Origin of the sequence: Synechococcus sp. PCC 7336 (genome assembly GCF_000332275.1) — a bacterium.
Taxonomy (GTDB): Bacteria; Cyanobacteriota; Cyanobacteriia; order Thermostichales; family PCC-7336; genus PCC-7336.
On the sequence record NZ_CM001776.1, the window covers coordinates 1,848,019 to 1,872,015 of the forward strand.

Genomic DNA, 23,997 nt, shown 5'->3' on the forward strand with positions numbered 1-23,997 from the left:
TTGCCGATCGGAAAGTGGAGTACTCGCAGGGTCTGCAGGTCACGCCATGCAAACGCGAGGGACCGAACAGCGAGACTCGGCTGTTCGAGGAGTTCTGTCACTGACTGGTGGACTGGAGGCGGTGGTGCTTCTTTATCGTGTCGCAGGTGGGGTGTGCTTGTGGGACGATCGCCGCTGACGTGTCTTGCAACTGCGGGGGCGATCGCTCCAGAATGGGGGCAGCTCTACCTATCTTCCTCCGCTTGCGTATGATATTCCGCGTTGTTTTGGGATGGGGTCAATGAAAACGTTGACGGAGATACGGGATTGGCTGATTCGGCATCGAGACGGCTTGCGGGATGAGTTTCATGTCAGTCAATTGGGGGTGTTTGGCTCTTATGCGAGGGGGGAGCAAACGGAGGCGAGCGATTTGGATTTGTTGGTGGAGTTTTCTCGGACGCCGAGTTTGCTAACGTTTGTGCGGTTGGAGGATTATCTCAGCGATCGCTTGCAGGTGAAGGTGGATTTGGTCCATCGGGCGGGGTTGAAGCCTCGACTGAGGGAACGGATTCAACAGGAAGCGATCGATCTATGAGCGATCGCCGAGTTTCGAATTACGTGCAGGATATGGCGGACGCGCTTGAGGCGATCGAGGGATTTACGGAGGGGGTTAAGTTTGAGGAGTTTGCGGCCAATTTGGAAAAGCGCTTTGCTGTGGTGAGGGCGTTCGAGATTTGGGGGGAGGCGGCGAAGCGGGTGCCTCTATCTGTGCGAGAGCAATGGCCGGAGGTGCCGTGGCGGCAGATTGCGGGTATGCGAGATAAGTTGATTCACGATTATTTCGATACGGATGTGGCGGTGGTTTGGCAAACGGTGATGGATGATGTGCCGGTCCTCAAGCCGTCGATTGTGGCGATTCTTGAGAGACTGTCGGAGTTGGAGGAATCGTATGGCACGGTCAAGTCGGTACAGTCGTTGAAATCTTGGCTAATGGAACGGCGTTCGAAGTAGAGTTCAGCGATCGCAATGGTCGCACTTTCGACTCTCTAGGTTTGCGTCCAGAACAAATTATGGTGTTACATTTCGATCCGGCATCTCCCGAATCAGCGTCTGAAATGGTCATAGCATAAGCAGGTCTAGCAAGAACCACCGCACCTGATTAAGCCCCCGTTGCAATTCCAGCAGAGATCTCTCTGGCAATAGACAATTGAAACAGGTAGAACTCGTTCGCAGAATTCTTGCGAATAAAGAGCGGAGATCGCCCTTGCAGCGTCACATCCAGCAGGTCACACCATGCAATCTCAGGAGACCGAACAGCAAGACTCCGCGATCGCCTCTCCAGCGCGACCGATCTATGCCCTCAGCCAAGTGAGCAAAACCTATCGGGTGGGTGAAGTCGAAGTCCATGCACTGCGATCGGTCAGCTTGGAGCTGTTCGAGGGGGAGTTTGTGGTGCTGCTCGGTCCCTCGGGGAGTGGCAAATCCACACTACTCAACATTCTGGGGGGATTGGATGTGCCCAGCAGCGGGGAAGTGTACTTTCGAGATCGCCTCCTCACCGCCTCGAACGATGCTGCCTTAACCCAATTTCGCCGCCAACATGTCGGCTTCGTCTTCCAGTTCTACAACCTCATCCCCAGCCTGACTGCACAGGAAAACGTGGCCCTCGTCACCGAGTTGGCTGCGCGCCCGATGGACCCGAGAGATGCCCTCGGCTTAGTGGGATTGGCCCATCGTCTCGACCACTTTCCCGCCCAACTGTCGGGGGGGGAGCAGCAGCGGGTGGCGATCGCCCGCGCCATTGCCAAATGCCCGGAAGTGCTGCTGTGCGACGAGCCCACCGGAGCACTGGATTTTGAAACTGGCAAACTGGTCTTGGAGGTGTTGGAGCGAGTGAATCGCGACCTCGGTACGACGACGGCGGTGATTACCCACAATGCTGGTATTGCGGGCATGGCCGATCGTGTCATCATCATGCGCAGTGGCGAAATTATGCGGCAGCAACACAACCCAACCAAACTCTCTCCCGCCCAATTGGAGTGGTAAGTCGTGCATCCCCTCGATCGCAAATTGCTGCGAGAACTGCTCCGCCTGCGGGGACAGGCGATCGCGATCGGCTTAGTGGTGGCCTGTGGAATCGCCTGTTTTGTCATGTTTTTTAGCGCGCTGGAATCGCTGGAACTGACTCAGGTGACCTATTACGATCGCTATCGCTTTGCCGACGCATTCGCCGAACTGAAACGAGCTCCCGAATCCCTCGCGACCCAAATTCAGGCCATCCCCGGCGTAGCGCAGGTGCAGACGCGGGTAGTGCGAGATGTCACCCTAGACGTTCCTGGCTTGGAGGAACCGGCAACGGGTCGCTTGGTGTCGATTCCCGAGCGGCACGCCCCAGTGTTAAACGACGTGTTTTTGCGGCAGGGACGCTATATCGAACCCAATCGCAGTGATGAAGTCTTGGTGAGCGAAGCCTTTGCCGAGGCGAACCATTTGCAGTTAGAAGACCAAATTGGAGCCATTATCAACGGTCGCTGGGAGGAGTTGCACATTGTCGGCATCGCGCTCTCCCCCGAATATGTCTACGAAGTGCGGGGGGCGGGAACGATATTTCCCGAAAATAAGCTGTTTGGGGTGCTGTGGCTGGGGCGGGAAGCCTTGGGTAACGCCTTCGATATGGATGGAGCGTTCAATAGCGTGGCGCTGACCCTGTCTCGCGGGGCATCGCTGGACGAAACGATCGATCGCCTCGATGGTCTGCTCGATCGCTATGGCGGCGTTGGGGCTTACGGGCGCAAAGATCAGTTGTCCCACAATATTGTGGCGAACGAACTGGAGGAATTAGGCAATACGGGAACTGTGATGCCGACGATTTTTCTGGCGATCGCCGCTTTCCTCATCAACATTGTCATGACCCGCCTAGTGGCGACACAGCGGGAGCAAATCGCCGTGTTAAAAGCCTTTGGCTACAGCAATCTGGATGTGAGCTGGCACTATCTCAAGCTGGTGTTGGCCTTAGTGTTGGCGGGCACCGCTTTAGGCTTGGGCGTGGGGCTGTGGCTGGGCCAAGGACTGACAGAACTCTACACCACCTTCTTCAGCTTTCCCCTACTGCGGTATACCGCCAGTTCCAGCACAATTGTCTCCGCTGTGCTGGTGAGTACCGGAGCTGCCGTGTTGGGAGGCATTCTGGCAGTGCGGCGAGCGGTTGTCTTGCCCCCTGCCGAGGCAATGCGCCCGGAACCCCCCGCTGAATTTCGTGCCACGCTGGTGGAACGGCTGGGCCTACAGCGCTTCTTCAACCCTCCCACTCGCATTATTCTGCGCAATCTGGAACGCACTCCGGTGCGATCGCTCCTCTCCACCGTCGGCATTGGGGTAGCAGTGGCCATCTTAATTGCAAGTGGCTTCTTTCAGGCTGCCCTCGATCGCCTGATTGAAGTGCAGTTCTACAACGTGCAACGGGATGATGTGGCGATCGCCTTTACCGAAGCTCGCCCCGCCCGCGTCCGCCACGAACTCGATCGCCTGCCGGGGGTACTCAGGGCCGAGCCCTACCGATTGGTGCCCGCCCGCTTGCGTTACGGGCATCGGGTACGCCGCAATGCCATTACCGGCATCGATCCGGCGGGAGAGTTGCGCAATCTGGTCGATCGCGATCTCAATTCCGTTTACCTGCCGAATGAAGGGTTAGTACTCACCACCACATTGGCAGAACTGTTGGATGTAGAGGTGGGAGATGCGCTGACAGTCGAGGTCTTAGAGGGCAGCCGTCCGGTTAAATCGGTAATAGTGGCGGGGACCATCGACGAAATGTTGGGACTGTCTGCCTATATGAACATAGCCGCCCTCAACCGGCTGATGGAGGAGGACCAAACAGTCTCGGGTGCCTATCTGGCTACAGACCCGCAGTTGTCGAGTCAACTGTACGATCGCCTCAAAGAAATTCCGGCAGTGACGGGAATCTCTTTTCGCGAGGCGGCACTACAAAGTTTTGAAGACATTAGCGCCAATAACCTGCGGGTGACGTCCGGCTTCTTAACGGTATTCGCCTGCATTATCAGCTTTAGCGTTATCTACAACTCGGCCCGCATTGCCCTGTCGGAGCGGGAGCGCGAGCTAGCCAGCTTGCGGATTATGGGATTTACGCGGGCAGAGATTGCCTACATTTTGCTGGGGGAACAGGCGGTGTTGGTGCTGGTGGCTATCCCAGTTGGGTTTGCCATTGGCTGGGGGTTGGTGCTGTTGATGTCAGCCGCGTTTCATACAGAACTGATGCGCTTGCCCACGATTGTGACCCGCTCTGGGTACGCCTTCGCGGCGATCGTCATTCTGCTCTCGGCACTGGCGTCCGGTTGGATTGTGCGCCGTCGCCTCGATCGCCTCGATCTGATTGCCGTCTTGAAAACAAGGGAGTAAGGGGGATGAAGCGGTTGAAAAACATTCCTCGACGATTCGCTTACCTGCTGGCAGGCACTGGGATCGCGGCAGGTTTGGTGTGGGCCTTTCGTCCGGCTCCGCTGCTGGTGGATATGGGACAGGTGGAGCGAGGGGAGTTGGTGGTGACAGTGGATGCGGAGGGGCAGACGCGGGTGCGATCGCGCTTCGTTGTGGCTGCTCCCGTGGCAGGACGACTGCAGCGGATCGATTTAGATCCGGGAGATGCGGTAGCGCAGGGGGAGGGGGTGGCCCAGATCGATCCGCTACCGCTGACCTCTCAAGTGGAGGAAGCCCAAGCTCGCTTGCAGGAGTTTCGGGCCGAGCGGGAGGGGGTGGAGACGCAGCGGCACAAACCGGCAGAATTGTTGCAAGCAGAGGCTCAGATTCGGGCGGAGGTGGCGGAGCAGCAGGAGATGGCGGCTCGGGTGAGGGAGATGGAAGCGGCCTTGGCGCAGGCGCAACGCGATCGCGAGCGGTTTGAAAGGCTGGCCTCGGAAGGAGCGGTGTCGCAGCAGAGGCTTGAATCGGCGCAGTTGGAGGAGGAGACCGAGCGGCAGGCTTTGGCGGCTGCGCAGCAGGATGAGGCTAGGGCGATCGCCGAGGTGGAGGCCGCCCGCGAGACATTGCAGCGGTTACAGGCGGAGCAGAGCGATCCCGATTATCTGCTCGACGTGTTCGATGCCCGCATTGCCAGTGTGGAAGCGGAGTTGGCCAATTTGGTGGACGAGGCCAATCGCACAGAAATTTACGCCCCTGCCGACGGTCAGGTTTTGCGGGTCATGCAGGAGAGCGAGCGATTTGTGGAAGCAGGGGAGCCGCTGCTGGAGGTGGGGGATTTAGCCCGAATGGAGATTGTGGTAGATATTCTCTCGACGGATGCCGTCAAGGTGCGTCCGGGAACCGATTTGTTGGTGGTGAATTGGGGTAGAGACGAGACCCTTTTGGCCCGAGTGCGCATGGTGGAGCCTTCTGCGTTTACAGAGGTTTCGGCGTTAGGGGTGGACGAGCAACGGGTGAATGTCATTGCCGATTTTGTGGACTCCTCCGAGGCGTTGGGGGATAACTATCGCATCGATGCCCGCATTGTGGTTTGGCAAGCGGATGATGTCTTGAAGATCCCTCTGAGCGCGTTAGATCCCTGTGATGGTGGGGGCTGGTGCGTGTTTGTCGTCGAGCAGGGCAAAGCGAGGCTGCAACAGGTGGAGATTGGGCCGCGCAGTCGGTTTGAGGTGGCGATCGCCGCTGGGCTGCAGGAAGGAGAGACGGTGATTTTGCATCCTTCGGAGAAGGTGGGGGATGGCGATCGGGTGGAGTTGCGATAGCGACGTTCAGACCAGAAGAGTCTTGCAATTGAATGCCTCTCTTTTTTTGACGATATTCTCAGAGGCTTTTCTGAAAATCTTCTAGGCTGGTTGCTTCCAAGGCAGCATCTAGAAGTTCCTCGAGTCGCTCTGGATTGGCGATCGCCTGGAGTGATGTCGAGACAGCTTGAGGAAGTGGTCCAAACTGATGTGACAAGAGCCGAGCGAGCATCCGCTGCCCCTCTTCTACCTTCCCTCTAGCTTCGCCCCTAGCTTCGCCCCTAGCTTCGCCCCTAGCTTCGCCCCTAGCTTCGCCCCTAGCTTCGCCCCTAGCTTCGCCCCTAGCTTCGCCCCTAGCCTCAGCTTCGCTCAGCCAATCCTTCAATAGGGGGGACTCCATTAAATCCAACATTTTTCTACTCCTGAGGAATTCTTCGATCGCATCTCGCCCGCTTGGCTGGAGCGAACTCAACAATACTGCCACTGCCAGTAAATCCTGTTGCCTCGGCTTTAATTCTACTCGCTCGGAAATTGTCGCTTCACAAGCCTCGAGACGCTCCTTCAAATCATTCGGCGGCCCCATCAGAGGTATCAACGGGAGAAGACCGGGGCGATCGCTGGCTAAAATCGCTGCTGGATCTTGCTCCCACAGCCGAACGATCCGAAATTGCACTCGCGTTCCCCCAGATTCGTAGAAATCCGGCATCTCCCGAGCTGCTTTGCTCTCCTCCAGCAGGATTAAGATCTGGATTGGCGCTTCACCATAGTCGAGCATGATAAACAGAGAATATTCAGCCATGCGCAGCGGCATCTCCGTTAGGGGCCGACGCTGAAATTCAATATGCGCAATGCCGCGCTTGCCATTGAGGGAGGAATAGCGCATGACAAAATCTGCCCGCCGCTCGCGAGACGCAAACACCGGATTGACAATCTCCTCCACCCGAGCTGTATCGCTCACCAACCATTCAAGAAAGTCCTGGCTGTAATCGCCAACCAGGCTGCGCAGGTTGATGTCGTACTCATTTCGACTCATTAGAATTAGAAACCATCAGCTTGCGATTCTTGTCCCCAACTGGCTGTTCAATGGCAAGACAAACTGGCGATCGCTCCGGGCGCACTCTCTATAAAGACCGCTTACGGACGCGCAAATAACTGCACGGCATAGGCCCGCCCGTTTGCCACCATAATTCCATAGCCAAAATGAGTGTAACGGGAGGATAAGACATTTGCTCGATGTCCCGAGCTCCGCATCCAACCCTGTTGAAAACCGCTCACCAACTCTCGGCTGGCACTGGCCCGCGATGACTGCCACGCATAAATATTCTCAGCCACTGCAATGGGTCGATCGATCTCGTCCCAGACGCGTTCCCCCGGGCCGCGCCCGTCCAAAGACTGGTGACTGAAATATCCCTGCTGCCACATATCCTGCGCGTGTCGCTGCGCTACACGGGATAGCGCCGGATCGGCTGCGAGAGGAGGCAAGCCGTAGCGGGCACGATCGCGATTCACTAACCGCAGTGCGTAACGTTGCAAATCATACTCCGGCAGTGGCGCGGCTGTCTGGCGATTTCTAATCGCACCAATTCGCTGGCGGTTAGCCGATTCTTCCACAATCCCAATTGGCTGGCGGCGAGAAGATCCCAACGCTTGGCTTGCCGCAGGCTCTGCACAACCCGCTACCAGAACAGCTACAACGCCTGCTACAGTCCAGAAAGACCGTTTAAAACAGGTTTTTAGAGAGGTAGAGGGGAGCAACTGTAGCAGCATCCGAATTTCGTCCTTGAGGCTGAAACAAGCTTAAATTGTTCCCCAAATCAACCGAGAGAGGTCCACTCGCAGTCTCTTTGACTGATGCCCGCACAAAAACTGCAGGCGATCGCAATGGCCGATCGCCTGTACAGTCCTCCGAACCGACAGAATTCCGTATAATCGACCTATTCACAAAACTTCATGCACTTCCCATGGGCATCGACCTCCTTTCCGACCGCGCCATCAATACCGCCATTCCCATGACCCTCTTTTTTGCGATCGCCTGGGGGTTGATGTTCAAAGACATGCTCGAATACGAGGTGCAGCGTTGGGATGCCAATCGCGAGACTCAAGACCGGGTGGAATACAACCAACCCAGGATTTTCTTTACCTATGCGGTCACCTGTCTGCTGCTGCTGGCGTTCTCCATTTACTGTCTGCTGGCCATCGGTTTTCCCGCCAACATTGCCTCTGGCATCGCTGCCTCGATGGTGGGGTTCACCGGTATTTTGATTTGGGTGCAGTTGGGCGCACTGTTAAAAGAATTGGTCGAAGGGGGCTCCGAGGCATTGCAGATTGATGCAGATTGAAGGGGAGCTGTGTGGAACAATTCACGTAGAGCAACCGGAAGGCCTTTGTACTATGGCGATCGTTTTGTCTGGAGACATTGGCGGCACCAAAACCATTCTGCGCCTCTCTCCTGCCGACTCCAATCCAGCCCTCCCCGGCACCAATCTCTACCGACAGCGTTTTCCCAGTGCCGACTATCCCGACTTAGTGCCGATGGTGCAGCAGTTTTTTACTGAAGCGGCCCAGCATTTGCCAGAATCCGAAGTCGAACAGCTCGATCGCCTCTCTGCTGCTTGCTTTGCTATTGCTGGTCCCGTAGTTGATAACACCTCCCAACTGACCAACCTGAGTTGGCAACTCGACGGCGATCGCTTAGCACAAGAGTTAAACATCGCTCGGGTGGAATTACTGAATGACTTTGCGGCGATCGGGTATGGCGTGACGGCTCTGCCCGACTCCGATTTAGCCCAATTGCAGGCTGGAACCCCCGCCAGCGAGGCACCCATTGGGGTTTTAGGGGCAGGGACGGGTTTGGGACAAACCTATCTAACCTGGCAAGGGGATGGCTATCGGGTACACCCGTCGGAGGGAGGACATGCCGGGTTTGCGCCCCGAACCGAGCGCCAGCAGGAGCTGTTGCGCTATCTCTGGGAGCGTCACGGCCGGGTGTCGGTGGAGCGGGTGGTGTCCGGCCAGGGGATTGTCTCGATTTACCAGTTTTTACGCGATCGCCGCTCCACTCCCGCAGCCGAAACGGAGGCGGGAAAGGCGGTTGCTGAGGCTGTACGAGCTTGGGAGCGCGATCGCTCGGGAGATGCCGGGGCGGCGATCGGAGAGGCAGCCCTGGAGGGAAGCGACCCGCTATCGGTGGAGACGCTGCAGCTTTTTGTCAGTGCCTATGGCGCTGAAGCGGGGGATCTCGCCCTCAAGTTGTTGCCGGCTGGCGGGCTATATGTAGCGGGGGGGATTGCAACTAAGATTTTGCCGCTGCTGCAACAGGGTGAGTTTATGGAGGCGTTTCTGGATAAGGGACGACTGACGCCAGTCTTGAAAACGTTTCCCGTGAAAGTGGTGCTCAATCCCAAAGTAGGGTCGATTGGGGCTGCTTTGAGGGCCACTCAGCTAGCGCGCCGGGGATAGTTCGATGCCGGTCGGGGGTCGCGGATCGAGAAGCGGTTGGCAGAATAGCCGATAATCGGAAGACTTGCGTTCGACGCATTGCTCCGTAAGATTGCGAGACCCCGATGGATCGCGTTGTTTTATTTGACTTTGACGGTACTGTAGCCGATTCCATGGATGCGGTCGTGCGGGTGGCCAATCGACTGGCGGCTGAGTTGGGAACGCCGAGGGTAGCGCCAGAGGATATCGCTCGCCTGCGGCAGCAACAGTTGCGTCAGGTGTTGCGAGAGGCCCGTGTGCCCCTGTGGAAGTTGCCCTGGATGCTGCAGCGAGTGCGGCGGGAGTTGCGACAGGAGATTGCCACAATTCAACCGATCGCCGGAATGCCCGAAACATTGCGCCAACTGCAGCAGCAGGGCTTTCGGCTGGGAATTTTGACCTCGAACGCCCGCTCGAATGTGGCGGAGTTTTTGCACGAACGTGCCTTAACCGATGTATTCGAGATTGCCTGCTCGGAAGCCTCAATTTTTGGCAAAGGACGTATGTTGCGCAGATGTCTGCGCCAGTACGATCTCGCCGCCGATCGCACGACCTATGTGGGGGACGAAACTCGCGATATTGAGGCAGCCCGTCGCAATGGCGTCAGGGCGATCGCCGTTGAATGGGGCTTTAACACCCGCCAGCCATTGCTCGACTGCAAGCCGGACGGCATCGCCCGCCATCCCGCTGAGTTGTTGAATCTGTTAGTCAGTCACTCTTCAGACTCGGTGAATTCAAATCGCTAACCTCTGGCGGCAAAAGCTGCGGCTGGCAGGGGGCAAAAGACAACCGGTGCTCTGGGGTCGGCCCCAAAGCTTGTAGGGCCTTGCGATGGGCAGCACTGCCATAGCCCTTATTCGAGGCCAGTGAGTAGCCGGGATAGCGCTGGGATAAAGCCACAATCCAGCGATCGCGATGCACTTTAGCCAGAATGCTGGCACTGGCGATCGCCACTGACCGACTGTCTCCCTTCACCAGCGCGGTTTGAGGGAGTTGGACTTGTGGAATGGTTTTGTTGCCGTCCACCAGACAGTGCTCGGGGGCAGGCACCAAGCGGGAGAGGGCGCGGTGCATAGCGACAAATGTGGCCTGAAGAATATTGAGGCGATCGATCTCGCGGGCATGTGCCCAGCCCAATCCCCAGGTCAAAGCGGTTTCCCGGATAGCAATTGCCAACTCTTCCCGACGCCGCTCCGAGAGGGCCTTGCTGTCTTTTACTCCCTCAGCCTTTAATGTCTGTGCCTGCTCGGGAGTCAGAATCACGGCTGCCGCGACTACAGGCCCGAAGAGAGCGCCCCGTCCCACTTCATCCACACCAGCGGTGAGGAGAGGGAGTCGATCGGAATCGCTCACGATGCGGGCATCAAGAGGGCAACGGCATAAGCAGCGATCGCCTCTCCCGCCCCCACGGGTCCCAATTTCTCGTTTGTGGTGGCTTTCACACTCACTTGGCTCGGCTCCAGCTCCATCGCCGCCGCCAAACTTTGCTGAATGTCAGCAATGTGCGGTTTGAGTTTGGGTCTTTCCGCCACGACCACAGAGTCAATGTTGCCGATCGCCCAACCGCGATCGGCAATTAACTCCATCACCTTTTCGAGCAACACAATACTATCTGCCCCTTCCCACTGCGGATCGTCCGGCGGAAAGTAGAGGCCAATATCCCCCAAAGCCAGTGCCCCTAATAGTGCATCCATGATGGCGTGGGTCAGCACATCAGCATCGCTGTGACCCAGCAACCCCTTCTCGCAGTCAATTTGGACGCCTCCTAAAATCAGCCGACGCCCTTCCACCAAACGGTGAATGTCATATGCATTGCCAATTCGCATTGCAATCTCTCTTCGCCTGTTTCGAGTGTTACACCCCTGAAGGTCGGGGATTGAATCTTCCATTAAGTCACCAAACTTTAGCCATCTGCAAACTAAAACCCGGCAACTCCGGGTCGCCACTCACGCGCACTGGGTTTTCAAGCACTTGAGGCTCCCGATTCGGACGATAAACATAGACCTGGCGATTTTTACGATCGATTAACCAGCCGAGCAATACCCCGTTGTCCATATATTCCTGCATCTTGTCTTGCAGCCCTTGCAACGTGTCGCTAGCCGAGCGCAGCTCGATAATAAAATCGGGGCTGATGGGGGCAAAAGAGGCTTGTTCGGCCTCGGTCAGAGCATTCCACCGTTCTGCCTCAATCCAAGAGGCATCAGGCGATCGCGTCGCCCCATTGGGTAAGGTAAATCCCGCGCTGGAATCGAAGCCCAGTCCCGTTCCATCCTGCTCGGCCCAGATACCGAGCTGCAAGGCAAGATTGAAGTTGCGGTTGCCCGTATCCGAAAAAGCGGGTGGCATGATGATGACTTCTCCCGTAGCAGTTCGTTCGATGCGCAGGTCGCGATTGGCTTGGCAAAACGCATAGAACTCATCGCGAGTCATGGGCGCGATTGTGGGAAGCGAGACTGCGAACGGGGTCTTTTCAGTTTGGATGAGTAGAGTGGTAGCCATTGCGGTGTTCCCTCATGCCAGTCCTTCCCAGTCTAGTAGTTCGGCAGGCGGTCACTATCGATCGACGCTGCTACTCCTCGATCCAATAGAGCAGAATTACACGAGCCGAGTGAATGGAAATGGCCCTTGAGTTAGAGAGTTAGGAGTTCGAGATCGGCGCAAGCGGATGAGATGAAAGAGGTATTCAACAAATTGTCTCCAGGTAACTTTGCTATCCCCTTCCCGGCGCGATCGAAAGACATATCCAATTTCAGCAATCCGATCGACCCGTCCGCGCCCCAACACCTCAATTAAGATTTTGTATCCAATTGGACGCAGTGTGACGTTTTCGATGGCACTTCGGCGAATCAGAAAATAGCCACTCATGGGATCGGAAATTCGACCCACAACATGGGGTAGAATCGCGAGTCCGATACGCCGAGCGCCGCGAGACAGGAGGTATCTGACTCCATTCCACTGACTGACGCCGCCCCCCTCAATATGGCGACTGGCAAGTGCTAAGTCGGCCCCTCGTTCAATGGCATCAATCAGGCGCGGCAACAGTTGGGGCGGATGTTGTAAGTCCGAATCCATCACTCCCAATATCTTTCCTTTGGAGACTTGCCAGCCTCGGGCGACGGCAGTTCCTAAGCCTCTATTCTGGCGACGGCGCAGCACTTCAATCTGAGGAAAATGGCGCGCTAGATTGCGGGCAATTTGCCAGGTTCCATCCGGACTGTCATCATCGACAATAATGAGTTCGTAGTTATTGGGCAGCCTCTCATCCAAATGTTTTCTCAAAAGGTGGACGATCGCCTCTATATTTTGGCTTTCGTTATAGGTTGGCAGGACTAATGAAAGGAGTGGGGTTTGACCGGGACTGGGATTGGAAGATAAATGCAGGCGATCGAGCCCCATCACTTGGAGAGGACCTGCGGGTTCCTCAAGTAGAGTGCGAGCATCATTATCGTCGGTCATGGTCTCTCAGCTAGAGTGTTGAAGTGCCAGACGAGGGTTCTGTCAGGTGGAGGTCGAATTGCGATCGCAACCTAGAATAGGATACCGAAGCTCTATCCCAACATTCGTTCGACAAGCGTCTGGTTCCCATCCCCCCTCTCGGGCACAGTATTTTCAGAAAAGCTTCCGAAAAGCTTCTCAGCTGGCTGCTTCCAAAACAGCATTTAAATATTCCTCTAGTCGTTCTGGGTTGGCGATCGCCTGGAGCGATGTCGAGACGGCTTGGGAACGTTGCTGTCAGGTATTGGGGAGATCGCGACTTCTAGGCCCACTGGCGCAAGTTGGGGGGCTGGGGAGAAGGTTTGCTGGTGGGCATCAAACACCACCATGCCCCGATAGCCCCGAAAGACGACAAAACAGGAGAGCTGCTCTAAAAGCTGATGGCGGGCAATGTGCAAGTCTGACTGAGTTGCCAGTCGCTGCAATTTTGACCAACCTGAGTTCGATGACTCTGCATGGCCCTCACCCCCGGCCCCTCTCCCAAGTTTGGGAGAGGGGAGAAACAGCCGAAAATCCTTACGGGGCCTTGTTCCCCTGCCCCCAAAGTTGGGGGTAGGGGTTAGGGGAAGGGGGCCACAGGCATCTAGACAAATGGCCAATGTTTCGGACTATGAATTTCGCCAGCAGCATCAGAATTGGGGGAAGGGGCTAGGGGATGGGATGGGGGCCAGACACTTGTCGAACTGACGTTGACCACCTATGAATGGCATTGTACCCATCCACAATCAACATTGTGGCCCGAGACATAGCAAGACCGGCGAATACAATTGTCTTGATTATGACTGAAATCTTTATCTTTTTTAAAATCCTGCCAAGCGAGCATACCATTGCACGAGCTGGGGGCCGACAAACAGAGCTGCCACACTTCCCAAAACTAGATAGGGGCCAAATGGAATGGGTTTGCCCCATTTTTGCTGTCTCTGGATTGCTAGGGTGGCGATGCCTCCGACGGTGCCCGTCAGACAACTGACAAAGAGGACGACTAGCACTGCCTGCCAGCCCAGCCACATGCCAACAGCAGCGAGTAACTTGCCATCTCCCCCCCCCATCGCATCTTTACCGAGCAGCACCAAGCCAATCCAGCCAACAATCTCTAAACTCAAAATGCCTAGAACGGCCCCGCCGATACCGGCGATCGCCGATGCTGCGATCTCGGACCAGCCGCTCCGACCTTCTAACAACGGCAACAAGAGGCGCAGGCCAAACCCAACTGCCAAGGCCGAGCGGGTCAGTTCTTCAGGCAAGAGAAAGGTTTCTAAATCGATCAGCGCTAATGGCACCAGCCAGCTCAATAGCAGCGCCCCACTCACCGCTTGCCACGACAATCCCCAAACCGCAAAACAGAGTAAAAACAAACTCATTGTGAGGGTTTCTACCGCCGGATAGCGAATCGGTACTGGAGTGCGGCAATGACGGCAGCGACCGCGCAACAGCAACCAGCCAAAAATAGGGATGTTTTCGGTAGGACCGAGGCGGGTTTTACAGTTGGGACAGTGGGAGGGAGGATACACGAGCGAAATCTGTCGCGGCACTCGATACACCACCACATTCAAAAAGCTGCCGATGGAGGCCCCGATCGTCGCCACCAACAGCCAGGCGGGCCACAATTCCCAACCCATTCAACTAACCCCTCGGCATCATCTACCTGCTTAGGATGCCGCCCGCACCTGTAATTGATGCAAGGGAATAAATTTTTCGTAGGGCAACAGCACGGGAACCTCAGCAAACAGCAGATCTCCTCGCAGGGTATTGATATCCACCACTACACCACTGGGGGAGCGATCGCCAAGGGTCTGCAGCCTCGCACTGTGTTTGTTATAAACCTGCTGAGCGGCTCGCAGGACTTCAGAATTTACGGTCAACATCAACACTCAACCCACACATGTTGTAAAACGCGAGTTCGATAACTAGCTGGCCCCATCCCCTAGCCTCGTCCCCGTCACCGAATTCACGTTTTAAGAATAGCTGCGATTCTCAGCGACGCCAGCTTGCCCTGGCGATACTCTGTCTGCACTGACGTTCGAGTCCGCTGGCACTGTTGGGATCGCCCGCTAGCACTAGGTATATAAAACTAACGGGGTTGCCGAAAGCCTGCCTCGTACGAGAGGGAACGATGGCGGACATTGCTGCCAAGCCCTTAGAGCGAGAGCGATCCCCACGATCTCGATAAATGATTGGGCGCGGTGCCATTCCGAGGTATCATTGTGAAGATTTGTGAATCACCCTGCACGCTCACTGGCATTGTGAAGGTTTGAACGAGGCAGCGGAATTAGGTGTCGGCGCTCGGTCGGCTCGGTCTGATGAGTGATGTAGCCTCGCAAACCAGCAACCTTGCCTAGCCCCACCCACTCTGTTGGCAGCCCTTGCCGAGTCTGACTTTCAGCTTTAAGTGCGCTCAATGCAGGTCCAGCTGAAAGTTACGTGGAAATCCTGTGCAAGCATCCCCCCTCTTCGATCCCCCTATTATTCAGGTAGTCACTCAATCTAAAGAGAATCGGCGCAGAACGGAGCTGCCATTTACACTACAAGACCTCAGAACAGCTATTCCTGCCCATTGCTTTCAGCCCTCGGTCTGGCGATCGCTCAGTTATTTCTGTTTGGACATCGGCATTGTGGCGGCCCTCTATGCGATCGCCTATCGTCTCGACTCCTGGTTGTTCTTTCCCTTCTTCTGGCTGGCCCAAGGCACAATGTTTTGGGCCTTGTTTGTGGTCGGCCACGACTGCGGTCACGGCTCGTTTTCCCGCTCGAAGTGGCTCAATAACGCGATCGGCCATCTCAGTCACATCCCCATCCTGGTGCCCTACCACGGCTGGCGCATCAGCCATCGCACCCACCATGCCAATACTGGCAATATCGACACGGATGAAAGCTGGTACCCCGTCACCGAGTCGAAATACAACCGCATGCCTTTCTCTGAAAAGCTGTTCCGATTTTATCTGCCGCTACTGGCCTACCCTCTCTATCTATTTCGGCGATCGCCCAACAAGCAGGGCTCCCATTTCCTGCCGAATAGCCCGCTGTTTAAACCCTCTGAAAAATGGGACATCCTGACTAGCTCGGTTTTATGGATGGCGATGGTGGGATTTTTGGGCTATCTGACCTACCAGTTTGGTTGGGTTTTTCTACTCAAGTACTACGCAGTTCCTTATATCATCTTTGTGATTTGGCTAGACCTAGTCACCTTCATGCACCATACCGAGTCCGATATTCCCTGGTATCGCGGTAAAGATTGGTACTTTCTCAAAGGGGCTCTGTCTACGATCGATCGCAACTATGGCTGGATTGCCCCAATTCACCACAACATCGGTACCCATGTCGCCCACCACATCTTTTTGGGCATTCCTCACTACCACCTCAAAACGGCCACTGAGGCCATTAAGCCAGTGTTAGGAGAGTATTACCGCTATTCTCCCGAGCCAATTTGGCGCAGTTTCATCCGCTCTTATCTCAGTTGCCATTTTGTCTCCGATCGCGGCGGTCGAGTTTACTATCGTCGGCCTCAGTCCCGCAGGCCAGAAGCTTGAGACTGCAACAAACTAGTAAAGACGGCAGAGCCTCAAGTGTGCCTGCCGTCTTTGTCGTACAGAAGCGAGCTAATACTGGAGCGAGCTAATACTGGAGCGATCGAATACTGGGGAGAGATCGCCAGATCGCCTATTAGGCCAACTCTGCTCTATTTGGCAGACTTTGCTTGCTTCTCTAACTTGGCGATCGCCATCTCCAAAGACTTGAGCACGGGATCGGCATGAGGGTTTTGACTTTGCTTCAGCAGATCTCGATAGCGCGCTTTTGCAATTGCTATTTTGTCTTGAAGTTCGGAAGTGGTGACCATCGCACAGTACCTCAATCTAGAAAAAACTTTACCCAAATTTAGGTCGAATAGATCTGGATTCGGTCGATTTTAACTTGATTTGCGCTCGTCCGATGAAGTGCGATCGCCATGAGAGTGCTCCAGCATTTGCTCTAGCTGTAGTTTCTGCTCTTGGCTGCGCAGGTAATAGCCAGTCATCACAGCACCGGATAGCAGTTGAGCTAAGTTTTCTCGATTGGTCACAATCTGAACGTCGAACTGTTCGGGCGGTAGGGTGCCGAGCAGCGTGCGAAGGTGGTGAGACAAAACCTCTAATGCATCTTTAGAAACTTGTTCGGCCAAATCTTGAGGGGTTTGGGGGCCTCGAGCCTGTAGATATTGCCACAGAGCATTCTCGGTACCGGGAGGGCTGAGCCTGCGGCTATCTGGTTGGGAGTGACTGGAATTTGGCATAACGCTCGACACAACTCTGTATTGCTAAGGTAACTACCCTCAATCTGGATTTGGGTGGGCGATCCCGCACTGCAACAGTGCTTATTGCCGAACCTATAGTATTCATAGCCGAATTGGTATTCATAGCCGAATTAGTATTCATAGCCGAATTAGTATTCATAGCCGAATTAGTATTCATAGCCGAACCTATTCGGAGGGAGGAGCCAGAGAACCCCACAAGTTAGCCTGTGTGTCTCCTGTCTCGCGATCGAGCGGCGATCCCATGTCGACGAACTGTGGAAATTGCCTATACAGCAGGCGATCGAGCGCATAGCTTGCCGTGGCAATCTATAGTTAGCTGACGAGTGTAATAGTTGCCCCGCCATGATGCCGGATCTACCCCAGCCCCCCACCTTCGATCGCCTGGAAGACGAGCGCTTGCACCGCAAGCAACGGCTTGCAGCAGCTCTGCGCCTATTTGCCCAGCTTGGCTTTGACGAAGGGGTAGCTGGTCATATCACTGCCCGCGATCCCGAGCGAGAAGACCATTTTTGGGTCAATCCCTTTGGCATGTATTTCGGCCATATTTGCGTCTCCGATTTGCTCTTGGTGAATCATCGCGGGGAGGTGGTCCGGGGCGATCGCCCCGTTAACGCAGCCGCCTTTACCATCCATTCTCAAATTCATCAGGCTCGTCCAGACATCGTTGCGGCGGCCCACGCCCATTCCCCCTACGGTAAAACCTGGTCGGCCCTCGGTCGCTTACTCGATCCACTCACCCAAGATGCTTGTGCCTTTTACGACGATCACGTTCTCTTCGATGACTATACCGGCGTGGTTTTGGAAACCCCTGAAGGGAAACGGATTGCTGCAACGTTGGGCGATCGCAAAGCGATCGTTTTGCGCAATCACGGTTTGCTAACGGTAGGCCATACAGTCGATGAAGCGGCTTGGTGGTTTATTGCGATGGAGCGCTGCTGTCACAGTCAGCTCGTGGCAGAAGCCGCTGGCCTGACTGTGCCGATCGACCCTAAAACTGCAAGCTTGACCCACAGTCAGATTGGCACCCCCTATATGGGCTGGTTCAACTTTCAGTCGATGTACGACGCGATCGTGACTCGACAACCCGAGCTCTTGGAGTAATTCTGCGGTCTATGTCAGCTCGGTTCCACGACCTGTTTGAACTTAGTCTTGCCAAACTCAATTTGCTGTATTGTAGAGTGTCGAATTGGAGAAGATCGGCATGGCAAATCATCATTGTCAGGGAGTAAAGGCTAGAGGCTGGGGCGATCTGGTTTGCTTGGGTATTGGTATCTCGAGTGTCAGTTGGTTATTGGGCTGGGCCGGGCCGACCGTCGCCCAAACCGATCCCGATTCAACTCCAACTGAGGAAGAGATTTTACAAGCCTGTGCCTCCGGACAGGCGGAAAGCTTGCCCAATCCCTATATCGATCTCGATCCTGCCGATTGGTATTACGACGCAGTGATTGTTCTCTATTACTGTGGCGCTTATCGAGGGGCCATTCCACCAGAAGTTTTGCGAGAGGCCCGCCCATCGCAGCAGGACGCCCAATCACTGTCTGTTAACCTCTAGGCAAACGAGCGCAATTGTTGGTTTATGCAATTGTTATTTTACTCGGTTGTTGCCTTTAACGGACATTGCGATACCAGTGAGCCAGGGTTTGGGGGGAGATTCCCAATTGATAGCCCGCGCGAATGCCCTGCATTAGGGCTACGGTTTTCCAGGGACCGTGCTTCTGCCAGCGACGGCTGGAGGTAATAGCGCGTTCTTGCAAAAACACCGTACGCCCGATGCGGCCCATGCGTCGAGACAGTTCCAAATCCTCTAATAGAGGTTGAGATGGATATCCTCCCAATTGCTCGAAAGTCTTGCGCCGAATAAAAATCCCCATATCGCCCGTAAACAAACCAGTGAGGCGGCTGCGTAGGTTAATGCCCCAGGCGATCGCCGCATAGGGCCAATCGTGGCGATCGAGACAGATAGTGAAACGCCCGCCCACGATGTCACTCTTCTGCAGGGCGTGGCGAATGCGGTCTAGACCTCGAGGGGGCAAAAACGAATCCGCATGTAGAAACAGAAGGATATCGGCCGCAGTGGTGCCAGCCGCCCAGTTCATTTGAGCTGCTCGACCTTGCTGGGGACATTCGATAATTTTGAGGGGGTAGGAACTGGTTTGACTGAAGCGATGGACGCTAGCGAGCGTGTCGTCCGTAGACCCGCCATCCGCTACGATCGTCTCGAAGGGGGACGACTGATACTGTAAGTGAGTCAAACAGGCGGCAATAGTATTGGCTTCTTGGTAAGTCGGCACAATAATAGCGATGGACAAAGCCTGCGCGGAATCGCAATTGGGCGACATTGAGCCCCAGTACGAACAACAACACCAGACAGTATGGAACAAGTGGGGGCAAGAGAAAAATGACCGCACCACCGCCAATTGATTGGGCAGCGATCGGAGTCGCGAGCTTTAACGTGTTCCTATTCGCCATCTTGCTAAAGATCTTGGGGATAGTCAGACGCTTGCCCCAGAAGCTGCGGGGGGCAACACAGTTTTTCCAGCGCCAATACGAAGCATTAGCGACTGGTTCGCTCGCTCGCTCGCCTGCCAAGCTCGATCGCCTCAATCAGTCTCTCTATAACAGCCGCTTTGGCTGGGAGCGGTTGACCGGACGAGTATCGGCATTGGCCAGCCTGCGACGACTGGGCTTGTGGCTGCGCCGTTGCAGTCGGCGGCGATAGCGAACAGGGGTCTCCTCCTTTTGGGTTCGGTTGCAAACATGACGAAATTACGGAGTTTCTATACTCGCCTTAACCTGCTTATAAACAATTTATTAAGAAAAATTTATTTCGTTTATGACTGGTCTTTGAATGCAGAAGAGAGGCTATAGTTGAGCTAGTTCGAGTTCTGCCAAAGGAGGCAACCATCTCGGTTTATTTTACTTCTGTCGAAGCATATAGTTCTAGCTCATCTCCCATACAATTATCTCTATCGAGCGAGTGCAAATGTTACGACACGTCGATTGTAAATATTGACTCTCTTACAACCTGCTCTCCCCTATGCTGCACGAGAGAAAAGTAGCCTGATAGTTGTAGGCGCTCCGAATATGCAATTAGTAGGTACTCGTCTCTAAATAGTCTTAATCAACAGAGAGAGTTTCGGACTTGTCGAGAGTTATATTGCGAGCCTAAAGTAGTTTTTTAGACATCCTCAAGGGCTTTCCGTCAGGAGGTTAACTGTTTTTAACTCTATCGTTTCAGAGCTGTAGCAGCGATTCTCCAGATGTCAACCCAATATCAGAATAGCAGCTTCAGCAAGTGTCTAGGTATCTCAATCCAACTGTTTAGCTTATCAATCGTGATGGGTCGCTCTGTTGAGGCATTTTCCTCTTTGAGTCGCCAGAAAAGTTATTTTGATTGGTTAGCTTTGCAGAAAGGGTTGAGTACCTAGTTCGCGTTTGAGCATTGATGTCCAATTTTTTGCCATTTTTGAGATCTTGATATTGTGAATCGTAGAAGTGAATTGAGGTGGCTTTCAGAAACTGCTATAGCCGCTCGTTACTGTGTATTCCTCTGAAAAATTTCGATCGCCTGAGACTTAGGAGGTTGGGTTATGTTGAAGCTAATAGGACAAGTGGGGCGAGCAATTTCAAAAGTCTTTTCTCCTATGCAAAAGACGACGGTTAAGGTCGGATTTCAATCCATTACTGCCGATGTTTGCCACAAATCTGACGGTACGGCCTGTCACGCCGACGATTTTCCCCATAATTCTTGAAATATTGGATTTGATGGTGAAATTTTAAAGCTGCACAACTCAGTCAGAGAATGCCTTGCTTTCGAGTGAGGCATTTTTTAGTATTTCTCTGCATCCCTACCGAGAACTCGGCCTAACTGTTCAAGGCAGCATTTTGGCACCACCCAACCGCCACAGCCAATACCGCCCGATCGCCGCAACCCCTAACATCACAAATCCCAGCACCGAGTCGAGCAGCAAAAATTCGCCCACCGCAAACATCAATCCAAAGAGAAGGAGTAAAGCAGCCATCGCCCGCTGCAAATCTTTACCTAAATCCTGCGCGGGCATCACCCCCGTGCGCTGCTGCTGTCGCCGCCACCCCGGCCCCCCCGGGCGTACCTTGACATAAAACGCATCCAGCGTCCCATCCGACTCCGGCTTCGTCAACACCATCACCCCCAACCAAATCGCCGCCGTAATCGCTGCCGTCGCCATTAATCGCCAGCCAAAGTCCTCAATCCTCAGCACAGGTACGAGTGTTGTCCCCAACCCGATCGCAAATCCAACCACCATCGCCGCCAACTCCGCCGCCGCATTAATCCGCCACCAAAACCAGCGCAGGATCAAGACGAGACCCGGTCCCGTCCCGATCGCAATCACGAGGCGAAAAACAGAACGCACATCTGTCGCATAAAACGCCGCGATCGCACTGAGTGCCGTCACCGCCAGTGACGACAACCGCCCCGCCCAAACCAATTCTGATTGGGATGCCTCGGGCCGCCAGAAACGGGCGTAGAGATCGTTGGTCAAATAGGATGCCCCCCAATTAATTAGGGTCGAGACCGTACTCATAAACGCCGCTAATAGTGAGGCCACCACCAGTCCCAAGGCTGCAGGAGGCAAGAAATCCAGCATTAGCTTGGGATAGCCTAGTTCGCGCTCGGCCAGATCGGGATACAGGACCAAGGCCGCTAAGGCCACCACAATCCAAGGCCAAGTGCGAATCACGTAATGCGTGACATTAAACAGCCAAGCCGCTTGCTCTGCCCGATCTTCATCCCGCGTTGCCGCCAGCCGCTGAATAAACTCACCCCCGCCATCGCTGCGCCGAAATGCCCACCACTGCACGAACGCATAAGCTGTGAACGTACTGGCCGTAATCCCCGCCTGCTGGCTCCACTGCAGCCATCCGCCTGAAAACGAGAATGGCACAAAGGCCAAGACATCGCGATCGGGCAAGGCCTGCACCTGCTCCACTAAACTGCCCATGCCGCCCACCTGGTTCACTGCAGCGATCGCCACGGCGATCGCGCCCCCCAATGCCAGAAAGAACTGAAAAAAGTCCGTCGCCACCACCCCCCACAAGCCCGAAACCCCTGCATAGATCTGAACGAGCGCACTAATCCCAATCGCACTCCACAACTTGAGCTGGTCGCTTGGCTCAATTCCCGCGCTCTGCCATAACTGCAACCCGTCAATCACCTCGATCGCCGCCAACATCGCATAGCCAATCCCAATACAGTTGATGGGTACCGCAAATAAAAATGCCTTCGTCGCCCGCAAAATAGCTGCCATGCGTCCGCCGTAGCGCAACTCAGTCAGCTCCGCATCCGTGACAATCTCTGCCCGCCGCCACAGTCGGGCAAACACGTAAATCATCACCGCATGGGTCACGCCAAAACTCCACCACTCCCAATTGCCCGCAATCCCCCGGCTTCCGACGACACCAGCAATATAAAGGGGGGTATCGATCGAAAACGTTGTCGCTGCCATGCTGATGCCTGCCAACCACCATCCCAGCGATCGCCCCGACACAAAATAGTCGGCTAAAGATTTCGAGGCTCGCCGCGACAGCGCCAACCCCAGCCCCATCGTTCCGACTAAATAGAGGGCGACAATGAGCCAATCAATGGGTTGCATAAGGATATATCGAGAATGAATGGAATCGATCGAAGCTACCCTCGACTTTTCTTTGTGCTCGATCGCAAACAGGGATAACTCGTTGATTGCGAGAGACAAACCAGCAGCAAGCGTTCGAGAGAATACACTTTACAAATCGTAATCATACGAGCTGTAAATTTTAAGGTTGATGCTCGAACACTATTGATAGCGGGTAACATTTACCTTGAGAACATCATCCACCATCGCTGATGGTTTGGCTGTCTCTGTTAAAGATTGCAGGCTATTGATGTGAAGGCAACTTCATTATTCTTTAGCTAATCTGGCTAACAAAAGCTTTGGGAATGCATCGCCATGAGTCGTAAATTGAGTTGGCTGGCGGGGAGTGTGAGTCTGCTGGCGATCGTTGCAGGAATCAGTTGGTCGGAAGCAGTCGCACAAACCCCGTCAGGATCGTCGTCACTGCTAGAGAGCACTCGCGCCGCCTCAGACCTGATTCCCCCTTTGGACGTGGAGATAGAAACCGATCGCGCCCTCAGCTCGGCGGGTCGAGAAGATCCTTTTGTCCCCCTCAATACCCCCTCGACTTCAACGTCCGACCTTCCCTTCGAATTACCCCCCCTACCTCCCATTGACGATGTAGCCGCCGAGCCCGCCGATCCGGCTGCATTTTCTAGGGGAATTCGAGTTAAGGGCTTGATTCAAATTGGTAACGATACCTTTGCTGTATTAGAAGCAGATGGCGTCGTGTCAGAGGTGGTGCGAGCTGGCGATCGGTTCGAATCCGCGCGCGTCGCCAGTATCTCAGTTAATTCTCGCCAAGTGGTGTTTGAAGAGGGCGGCGAAACAATCGTGGCATCCGTTGTACAATAATTCGCCGATACTGGCCATTGCAATGTTCTCGCTCCCATTGCGGCATCAAACGCTCGGCAACAGCTCGTGTCTAAGCAACATTCCCCTGGTTTTTTAGCGCTCGTTCGGGCTGCAAAAGCCCAAGTTCGCGAGTATACCGTTGACGATGTTCGCGATCGCCAACTCAATCGCAACTCGTTTGTCTTGCTAGACGTGCGGGAAGAATCGGAGTGGCATCGGGGGCATATCGCTGGAGCGGTGCATTTGAGTAAAGGAATTCTAGAGCGGGATATTGAAACGCTCTATCCCGAGAAAGACACCGACTTGGTGCTCTATTGTGGCGGAGGCTTCCGCTCCGCTCTAGCGGCAGAGGCACTGCAAAAAATGGGATATACCAACGTCAGTTCTATGGATGGTGGCTGGCGAGGATGGACTGCCGCAGGCTTCCCTACCGAAGTTCCAGATTGACGAGCTGACTTGCACTCCCGCGTACCGAACGATTGCGTCTAGATCGATCGGTACAGACCGACAGGGATCGACCTCGCCATGGGGCGTT

At 54.8% G+C, this 23,997-nt stretch carries 30 protein-coding genes; 17 read left to right on the forward strand and 13 right to left on the reverse strand.

What is annotated here, in order from left to right:
• Positions 1 to 46 precede the first annotated feature (46 nt).
• The 7 genes from SYN7336_RS32660 to SYN7336_RS08900 all read left to right on the forward strand — a co-directional run bounded on the left by SYN7336_RS32660 (position 47) and on the right by SYN7336_RS08900 (position 5,738).
• Positions 47 to 178 (forward strand): hypothetical protein, encoded by a 132-nt coding sequence (locus SYN7336_RS32660; protein ID WP_255346712.1) that lies wholly within the window; start codon positions 47 to 49, stop codon positions 176 to 178.
• 102 nt (positions 179 to 280) lie between these two features.
• Positions 281 to 574 carry a nucleotidyltransferase family protein gene (locus SYN7336_RS08875; RefSeq protein WP_017325585.1) on the forward strand — a complete coding sequence of 98 codons (294 nt, stop codon included), beginning with the start codon at positions 281 to 283 and terminating at the stop codon, positions 572 to 574.
• Complete coding sequence (locus SYN7336_RS29655) at positions 571 to 990, forward strand: DUF86 domain-containing protein (RefSeq protein ID WP_017325586.1); 420 nt, start codon at positions 571 to 573, stop codon at positions 988 to 990. Before SYN7336_RS08875 ends, SYN7336_RS29655 begins: the two co-directional genes overlap by 4 nt.
• Positions 963 to 1,109: a DUF4926 domain-containing protein gene (locus SYN7336_RS28775; protein ID WP_255346713.1), complete on the forward strand. Its 147-nt coding sequence runs from the start codon at positions 963 to 965 to the stop codon at positions 1,107 to 1,109. The genes SYN7336_RS29655 and SYN7336_RS28775 overlap by 28 nt, the downstream gene beginning before the upstream one ends.
• A gap of 163 nt (positions 1,110 to 1,272) precedes the next feature.
• On the forward strand, positions 1,273 to 2,025 hold the full coding sequence (locus SYN7336_RS08890; protein ID WP_017325588.1) for an ABC transporter ATP-binding protein: 753 nt from the start codon (positions 1,273 to 1,275) through the stop codon (positions 2,023 to 2,025).
• A 3-nt stretch (positions 2,026 to 2,028) separates the two neighbouring features.
• Positions 2,029 to 4,395 (forward strand): ABC transporter permease, encoded by a 2,367-nt coding sequence (locus SYN7336_RS08895; RefSeq protein WP_017325589.1) that lies wholly within the window; start codon positions 2,029 to 2,031, stop codon positions 4,393 to 4,395.
• 5 nt (positions 4,396 to 4,400) lie between these two features.
• The gene (locus SYN7336_RS08900) at positions 4,401 to 5,738 is read left to right on the forward strand and encodes an efflux RND transporter periplasmic adaptor subunit (RefSeq protein WP_017325590.1); all 1,338 of its coding nucleotides are present in this window, start codon (positions 4,401 to 4,403) and stop codon (positions 5,736 to 5,738) included.
• A gap of 58 nt (positions 5,739 to 5,796) precedes the next feature.
• Here SYN7336_RS08900 and SYN7336_RS08905 read toward each other — a convergent pair whose 3' ends face one another.
• Together SYN7336_RS08905 and SYN7336_RS25105 are read right to left on the reverse strand one after the other, a co-directional pair.
• Positions 5,797 to 6,750, reverse strand: coding sequence for a DUF4351 domain-containing protein (locus SYN7336_RS08905; RefSeq protein WP_017325591.1), 954 nt, complete (start codon positions 6,748 to 6,750; stop codon positions 5,797 to 5,799).
• Between the two features lie 101 nt (positions 6,751 to 6,851).
• Positions 6,852 to 7,484 (reverse strand): CAP domain-containing protein, encoded by a 633-nt coding sequence (locus tag SYN7336_RS25105; RefSeq protein WP_017325592.1) that lies wholly within the window; start codon positions 7,482 to 7,484, stop codon positions 6,852 to 6,854.
• A gap of 194 nt (positions 7,485 to 7,678) precedes the next feature.
• Here SYN7336_RS25105 and SYN7336_RS25110 point away from each other — a divergent pair, with 194 nt between their 5' ends.
• From SYN7336_RS25110 to SYN7336_RS08925, 3 genes are all read left to right on the forward strand, one after another.
• The gene (locus SYN7336_RS25110; protein ID WP_017325593.1) at positions 7,679 to 8,056 is read left to right on the forward strand and encodes a hypothetical protein; all 378 of its coding nucleotides are present in this window, start codon (positions 7,679 to 7,681) and stop codon (positions 8,054 to 8,056) included.
• 52 nt (positions 8,057 to 8,108) lie between these two features.
• Positions 8,109 to 9,176: a glucokinase gene (locus SYN7336_RS08920; RefSeq protein ID WP_017325594.1), complete on the forward strand. Its 1,068-nt coding sequence runs from the start codon at positions 8,109 to 8,111 to the stop codon at positions 9,174 to 9,176.
• 104 nt (positions 9,177 to 9,280) lie between these two features.
• Positions 9,281 to 9,940 carry an HAD hydrolase-like protein gene (locus SYN7336_RS08925; RefSeq protein ID WP_017325595.1) on the forward strand — a complete coding sequence of 220 codons (660 nt, stop codon included), beginning with the start codon at positions 9,281 to 9,283 and terminating at the stop codon, positions 9,938 to 9,940.
• Here the strand turns inward: SYN7336_RS08925 and SYN7336_RS08930 are convergent.
• The 7 genes from SYN7336_RS08930 to SYN7336_RS25115 all read right to left on the reverse strand — a co-directional run bounded on the left by SYN7336_RS08930 (position 9,903) and on the right by SYN7336_RS25115 (position 14,554).
• Positions 9,903 to 10,547 (reverse strand): ribonuclease HII, encoded by a 645-nt coding sequence (locus tag SYN7336_RS08930; RefSeq protein WP_156820086.1) that lies wholly within the window; start codon positions 10,545 to 10,547, stop codon positions 9,903 to 9,905. The genes SYN7336_RS08925 and SYN7336_RS08930 overlap by 38 nt on opposite strands.
• Positions 10,544 to 11,020, reverse strand: coding sequence for a 2-C-methyl-D-erythritol 2,4-cyclodiphosphate synthase (gene ispF / locus SYN7336_RS08935; RefSeq protein ID WP_017325597.1), 477 nt, complete (start codon positions 11,018 to 11,020; stop codon positions 10,544 to 10,546). The genes SYN7336_RS08930 and ispF overlap by 4 nt, the downstream gene beginning before the upstream one ends.
• Before the next feature lie 67 nt (positions 11,021 to 11,087).
• Positions 11,088 to 11,693 (reverse strand): Uma2 family endonuclease, encoded by a 606-nt coding sequence (locus SYN7336_RS08940; RefSeq protein WP_026100840.1) that lies wholly within the window; start codon positions 11,691 to 11,693, stop codon positions 11,088 to 11,090.
• A 96-nt stretch (positions 11,694 to 11,789) separates the two neighbouring features.
• Positions 11,790 to 12,650 (reverse strand): polyprenol monophosphomannose synthase, encoded by an 861-nt coding sequence (locus tag SYN7336_RS08945; protein WP_017325599.1) that lies wholly within the window; start codon positions 12,648 to 12,650, stop codon positions 11,790 to 11,792.
• 215 nt (positions 12,651 to 12,865) lie between these two features.
• On the reverse strand, positions 12,866 to 13,114 hold the full coding sequence (locus SYN7336_RS32665) for an NYN domain-containing protein (RefSeq protein ID WP_017325601.1): 249 nt from the start codon (positions 13,112 to 13,114) through the stop codon (positions 12,866 to 12,868).
• A gap of 375 nt (positions 13,115 to 13,489) precedes the next feature.
• A complete protein-coding gene (locus tag SYN7336_RS08960) occupies positions 13,490 to 14,308 on the reverse strand; it encodes an A24 family peptidase (protein ID WP_017325602.1) in 819 nt (272 codons plus the stop codon).
• A gap of 30 nt (positions 14,309 to 14,338) precedes the next feature.
• Entirely contained in the window at positions 14,339 to 14,554 is a 216-nt protein-coding gene (locus tag SYN7336_RS25115; protein WP_017325603.1) for a hypothetical protein, read from the reverse strand.
• A 597-nt stretch (positions 14,555 to 15,151) separates the two neighbouring features.
• On the opposite strand from SYN7336_RS25115, the gene SYN7336_RS08970 reads away from it, so the two are divergent.
• A complete protein-coding gene (locus SYN7336_RS08970; RefSeq protein ID WP_051039907.1) occupies positions 15,152 to 16,216 on the forward strand; it encodes a DUF3474 domain-containing protein in 1,065 nt (354 codons plus the stop codon).
• A gap of 149 nt (positions 16,217 to 16,365) precedes the next feature.
• On the opposite strand, the gene SYN7336_RS30730 is transcribed toward SYN7336_RS08970, so the two are convergent.
• Both SYN7336_RS30730 and SYN7336_RS08980 read right to left on the reverse strand, forming a co-directional pair.
• Positions 16,366 to 16,524, reverse strand: a complete 159-nt coding sequence (locus SYN7336_RS30730) for a hypothetical protein (RefSeq protein ID WP_017325605.1) — start codon at positions 16,522 to 16,524, stop codon at positions 16,366 to 16,368.
• A gap of 69 nt (positions 16,525 to 16,593) precedes the next feature.
• Entirely contained in the window at positions 16,594 to 16,956 is a 363-nt protein-coding gene (locus tag SYN7336_RS08980; RefSeq protein WP_017325606.1) for a DUF760 domain-containing protein, read from the reverse strand.
• Between the two features lie 363 nt (positions 16,957 to 17,319).
• On the opposite strand from SYN7336_RS08980, the gene SYN7336_RS08990 reads away from it, so the two are divergent.
• Positions 17,320 to 18,078 (forward strand): class II aldolase/adducin family protein, encoded by a 759-nt coding sequence (locus SYN7336_RS08990; RefSeq protein WP_017325608.1) that lies wholly within the window; start codon positions 17,320 to 17,322, stop codon positions 18,076 to 18,078.
• A 100-nt stretch (positions 18,079 to 18,178) separates the two neighbouring features.
• Positions 18,179 to 18,529, forward strand: a complete 351-nt coding sequence (locus SYN7336_RS08995) for a hypothetical protein (RefSeq protein WP_051039791.1) — start codon at positions 18,179 to 18,181, stop codon at positions 18,527 to 18,529.
• Positions 18,530 to 18,584: 55 nt separating this feature from the next.
• Here SYN7336_RS08995 and SYN7336_RS09000 read toward each other — a convergent pair whose 3' ends face one another.
• Positions 18,585 to 19,286 carry a TIGR04283 family arsenosugar biosynthesis glycosyltransferase gene (locus SYN7336_RS09000; RefSeq protein ID WP_162139098.1) on the reverse strand — a complete coding sequence of 234 codons (702 nt, stop codon included), beginning with the start codon at positions 19,284 to 19,286 and terminating at the stop codon, positions 18,585 to 18,587.
• An 89-nt stretch (positions 19,287 to 19,375) separates the two neighbouring features.
• Here SYN7336_RS09000 and SYN7336_RS09005 point away from each other — a divergent pair, with 89 nt between their 5' ends.
• Together SYN7336_RS09005 and SYN7336_RS30735 are read left to right on the forward strand one after the other, a co-directional pair.
• Positions 19,376 to 19,696: a hypothetical protein gene (locus tag SYN7336_RS09005; RefSeq protein WP_017325611.1), complete on the forward strand. Its 321-nt coding sequence runs from the start codon at positions 19,376 to 19,378 to the stop codon at positions 19,694 to 19,696.
• 871 nt (positions 19,697 to 20,567) lie between these two features.
• On the forward strand, positions 20,568 to 20,729 hold the full coding sequence (locus SYN7336_RS30735) for a hypothetical protein (protein WP_156820088.1): 162 nt from the start codon (positions 20,568 to 20,570) through the stop codon (positions 20,727 to 20,729).
• Between the two features lie 120 nt (positions 20,730 to 20,849).
• Here SYN7336_RS30735 and SYN7336_RS09015 read toward each other — a convergent pair whose 3' ends face one another.
• Positions 20,850 to 22,610, reverse strand: coding sequence for a sodium:solute symporter family protein (locus SYN7336_RS09015; RefSeq protein WP_026100841.1), 1,761 nt, complete (start codon positions 22,608 to 22,610; stop codon positions 20,850 to 20,852).
• A 333-nt stretch (positions 22,611 to 22,943) separates the two neighbouring features.
• Here SYN7336_RS09015 and SYN7336_RS25120 point away from each other — a divergent pair, with 333 nt between their 5' ends.
• Together SYN7336_RS25120 and SYN7336_RS09025 are read left to right on the forward strand one after the other, a co-directional pair.
• Positions 22,944 to 23,462 (forward strand): hypothetical protein, encoded by a 519-nt coding sequence (locus SYN7336_RS25120; RefSeq protein WP_017325614.1) that lies wholly within the window; start codon positions 22,944 to 22,946, stop codon positions 23,460 to 23,462.
• Positions 23,463 to 23,528: 66 nt separating this feature from the next.
• A complete protein-coding gene (locus SYN7336_RS09025) occupies positions 23,529 to 23,909 on the forward strand; it encodes a rhodanese-like domain-containing protein (protein WP_017325615.1) in 381 nt (126 codons plus the stop codon).
• The last annotated feature ends 88 nt before the right edge of the window (positions 23,910 to 23,997 follow it).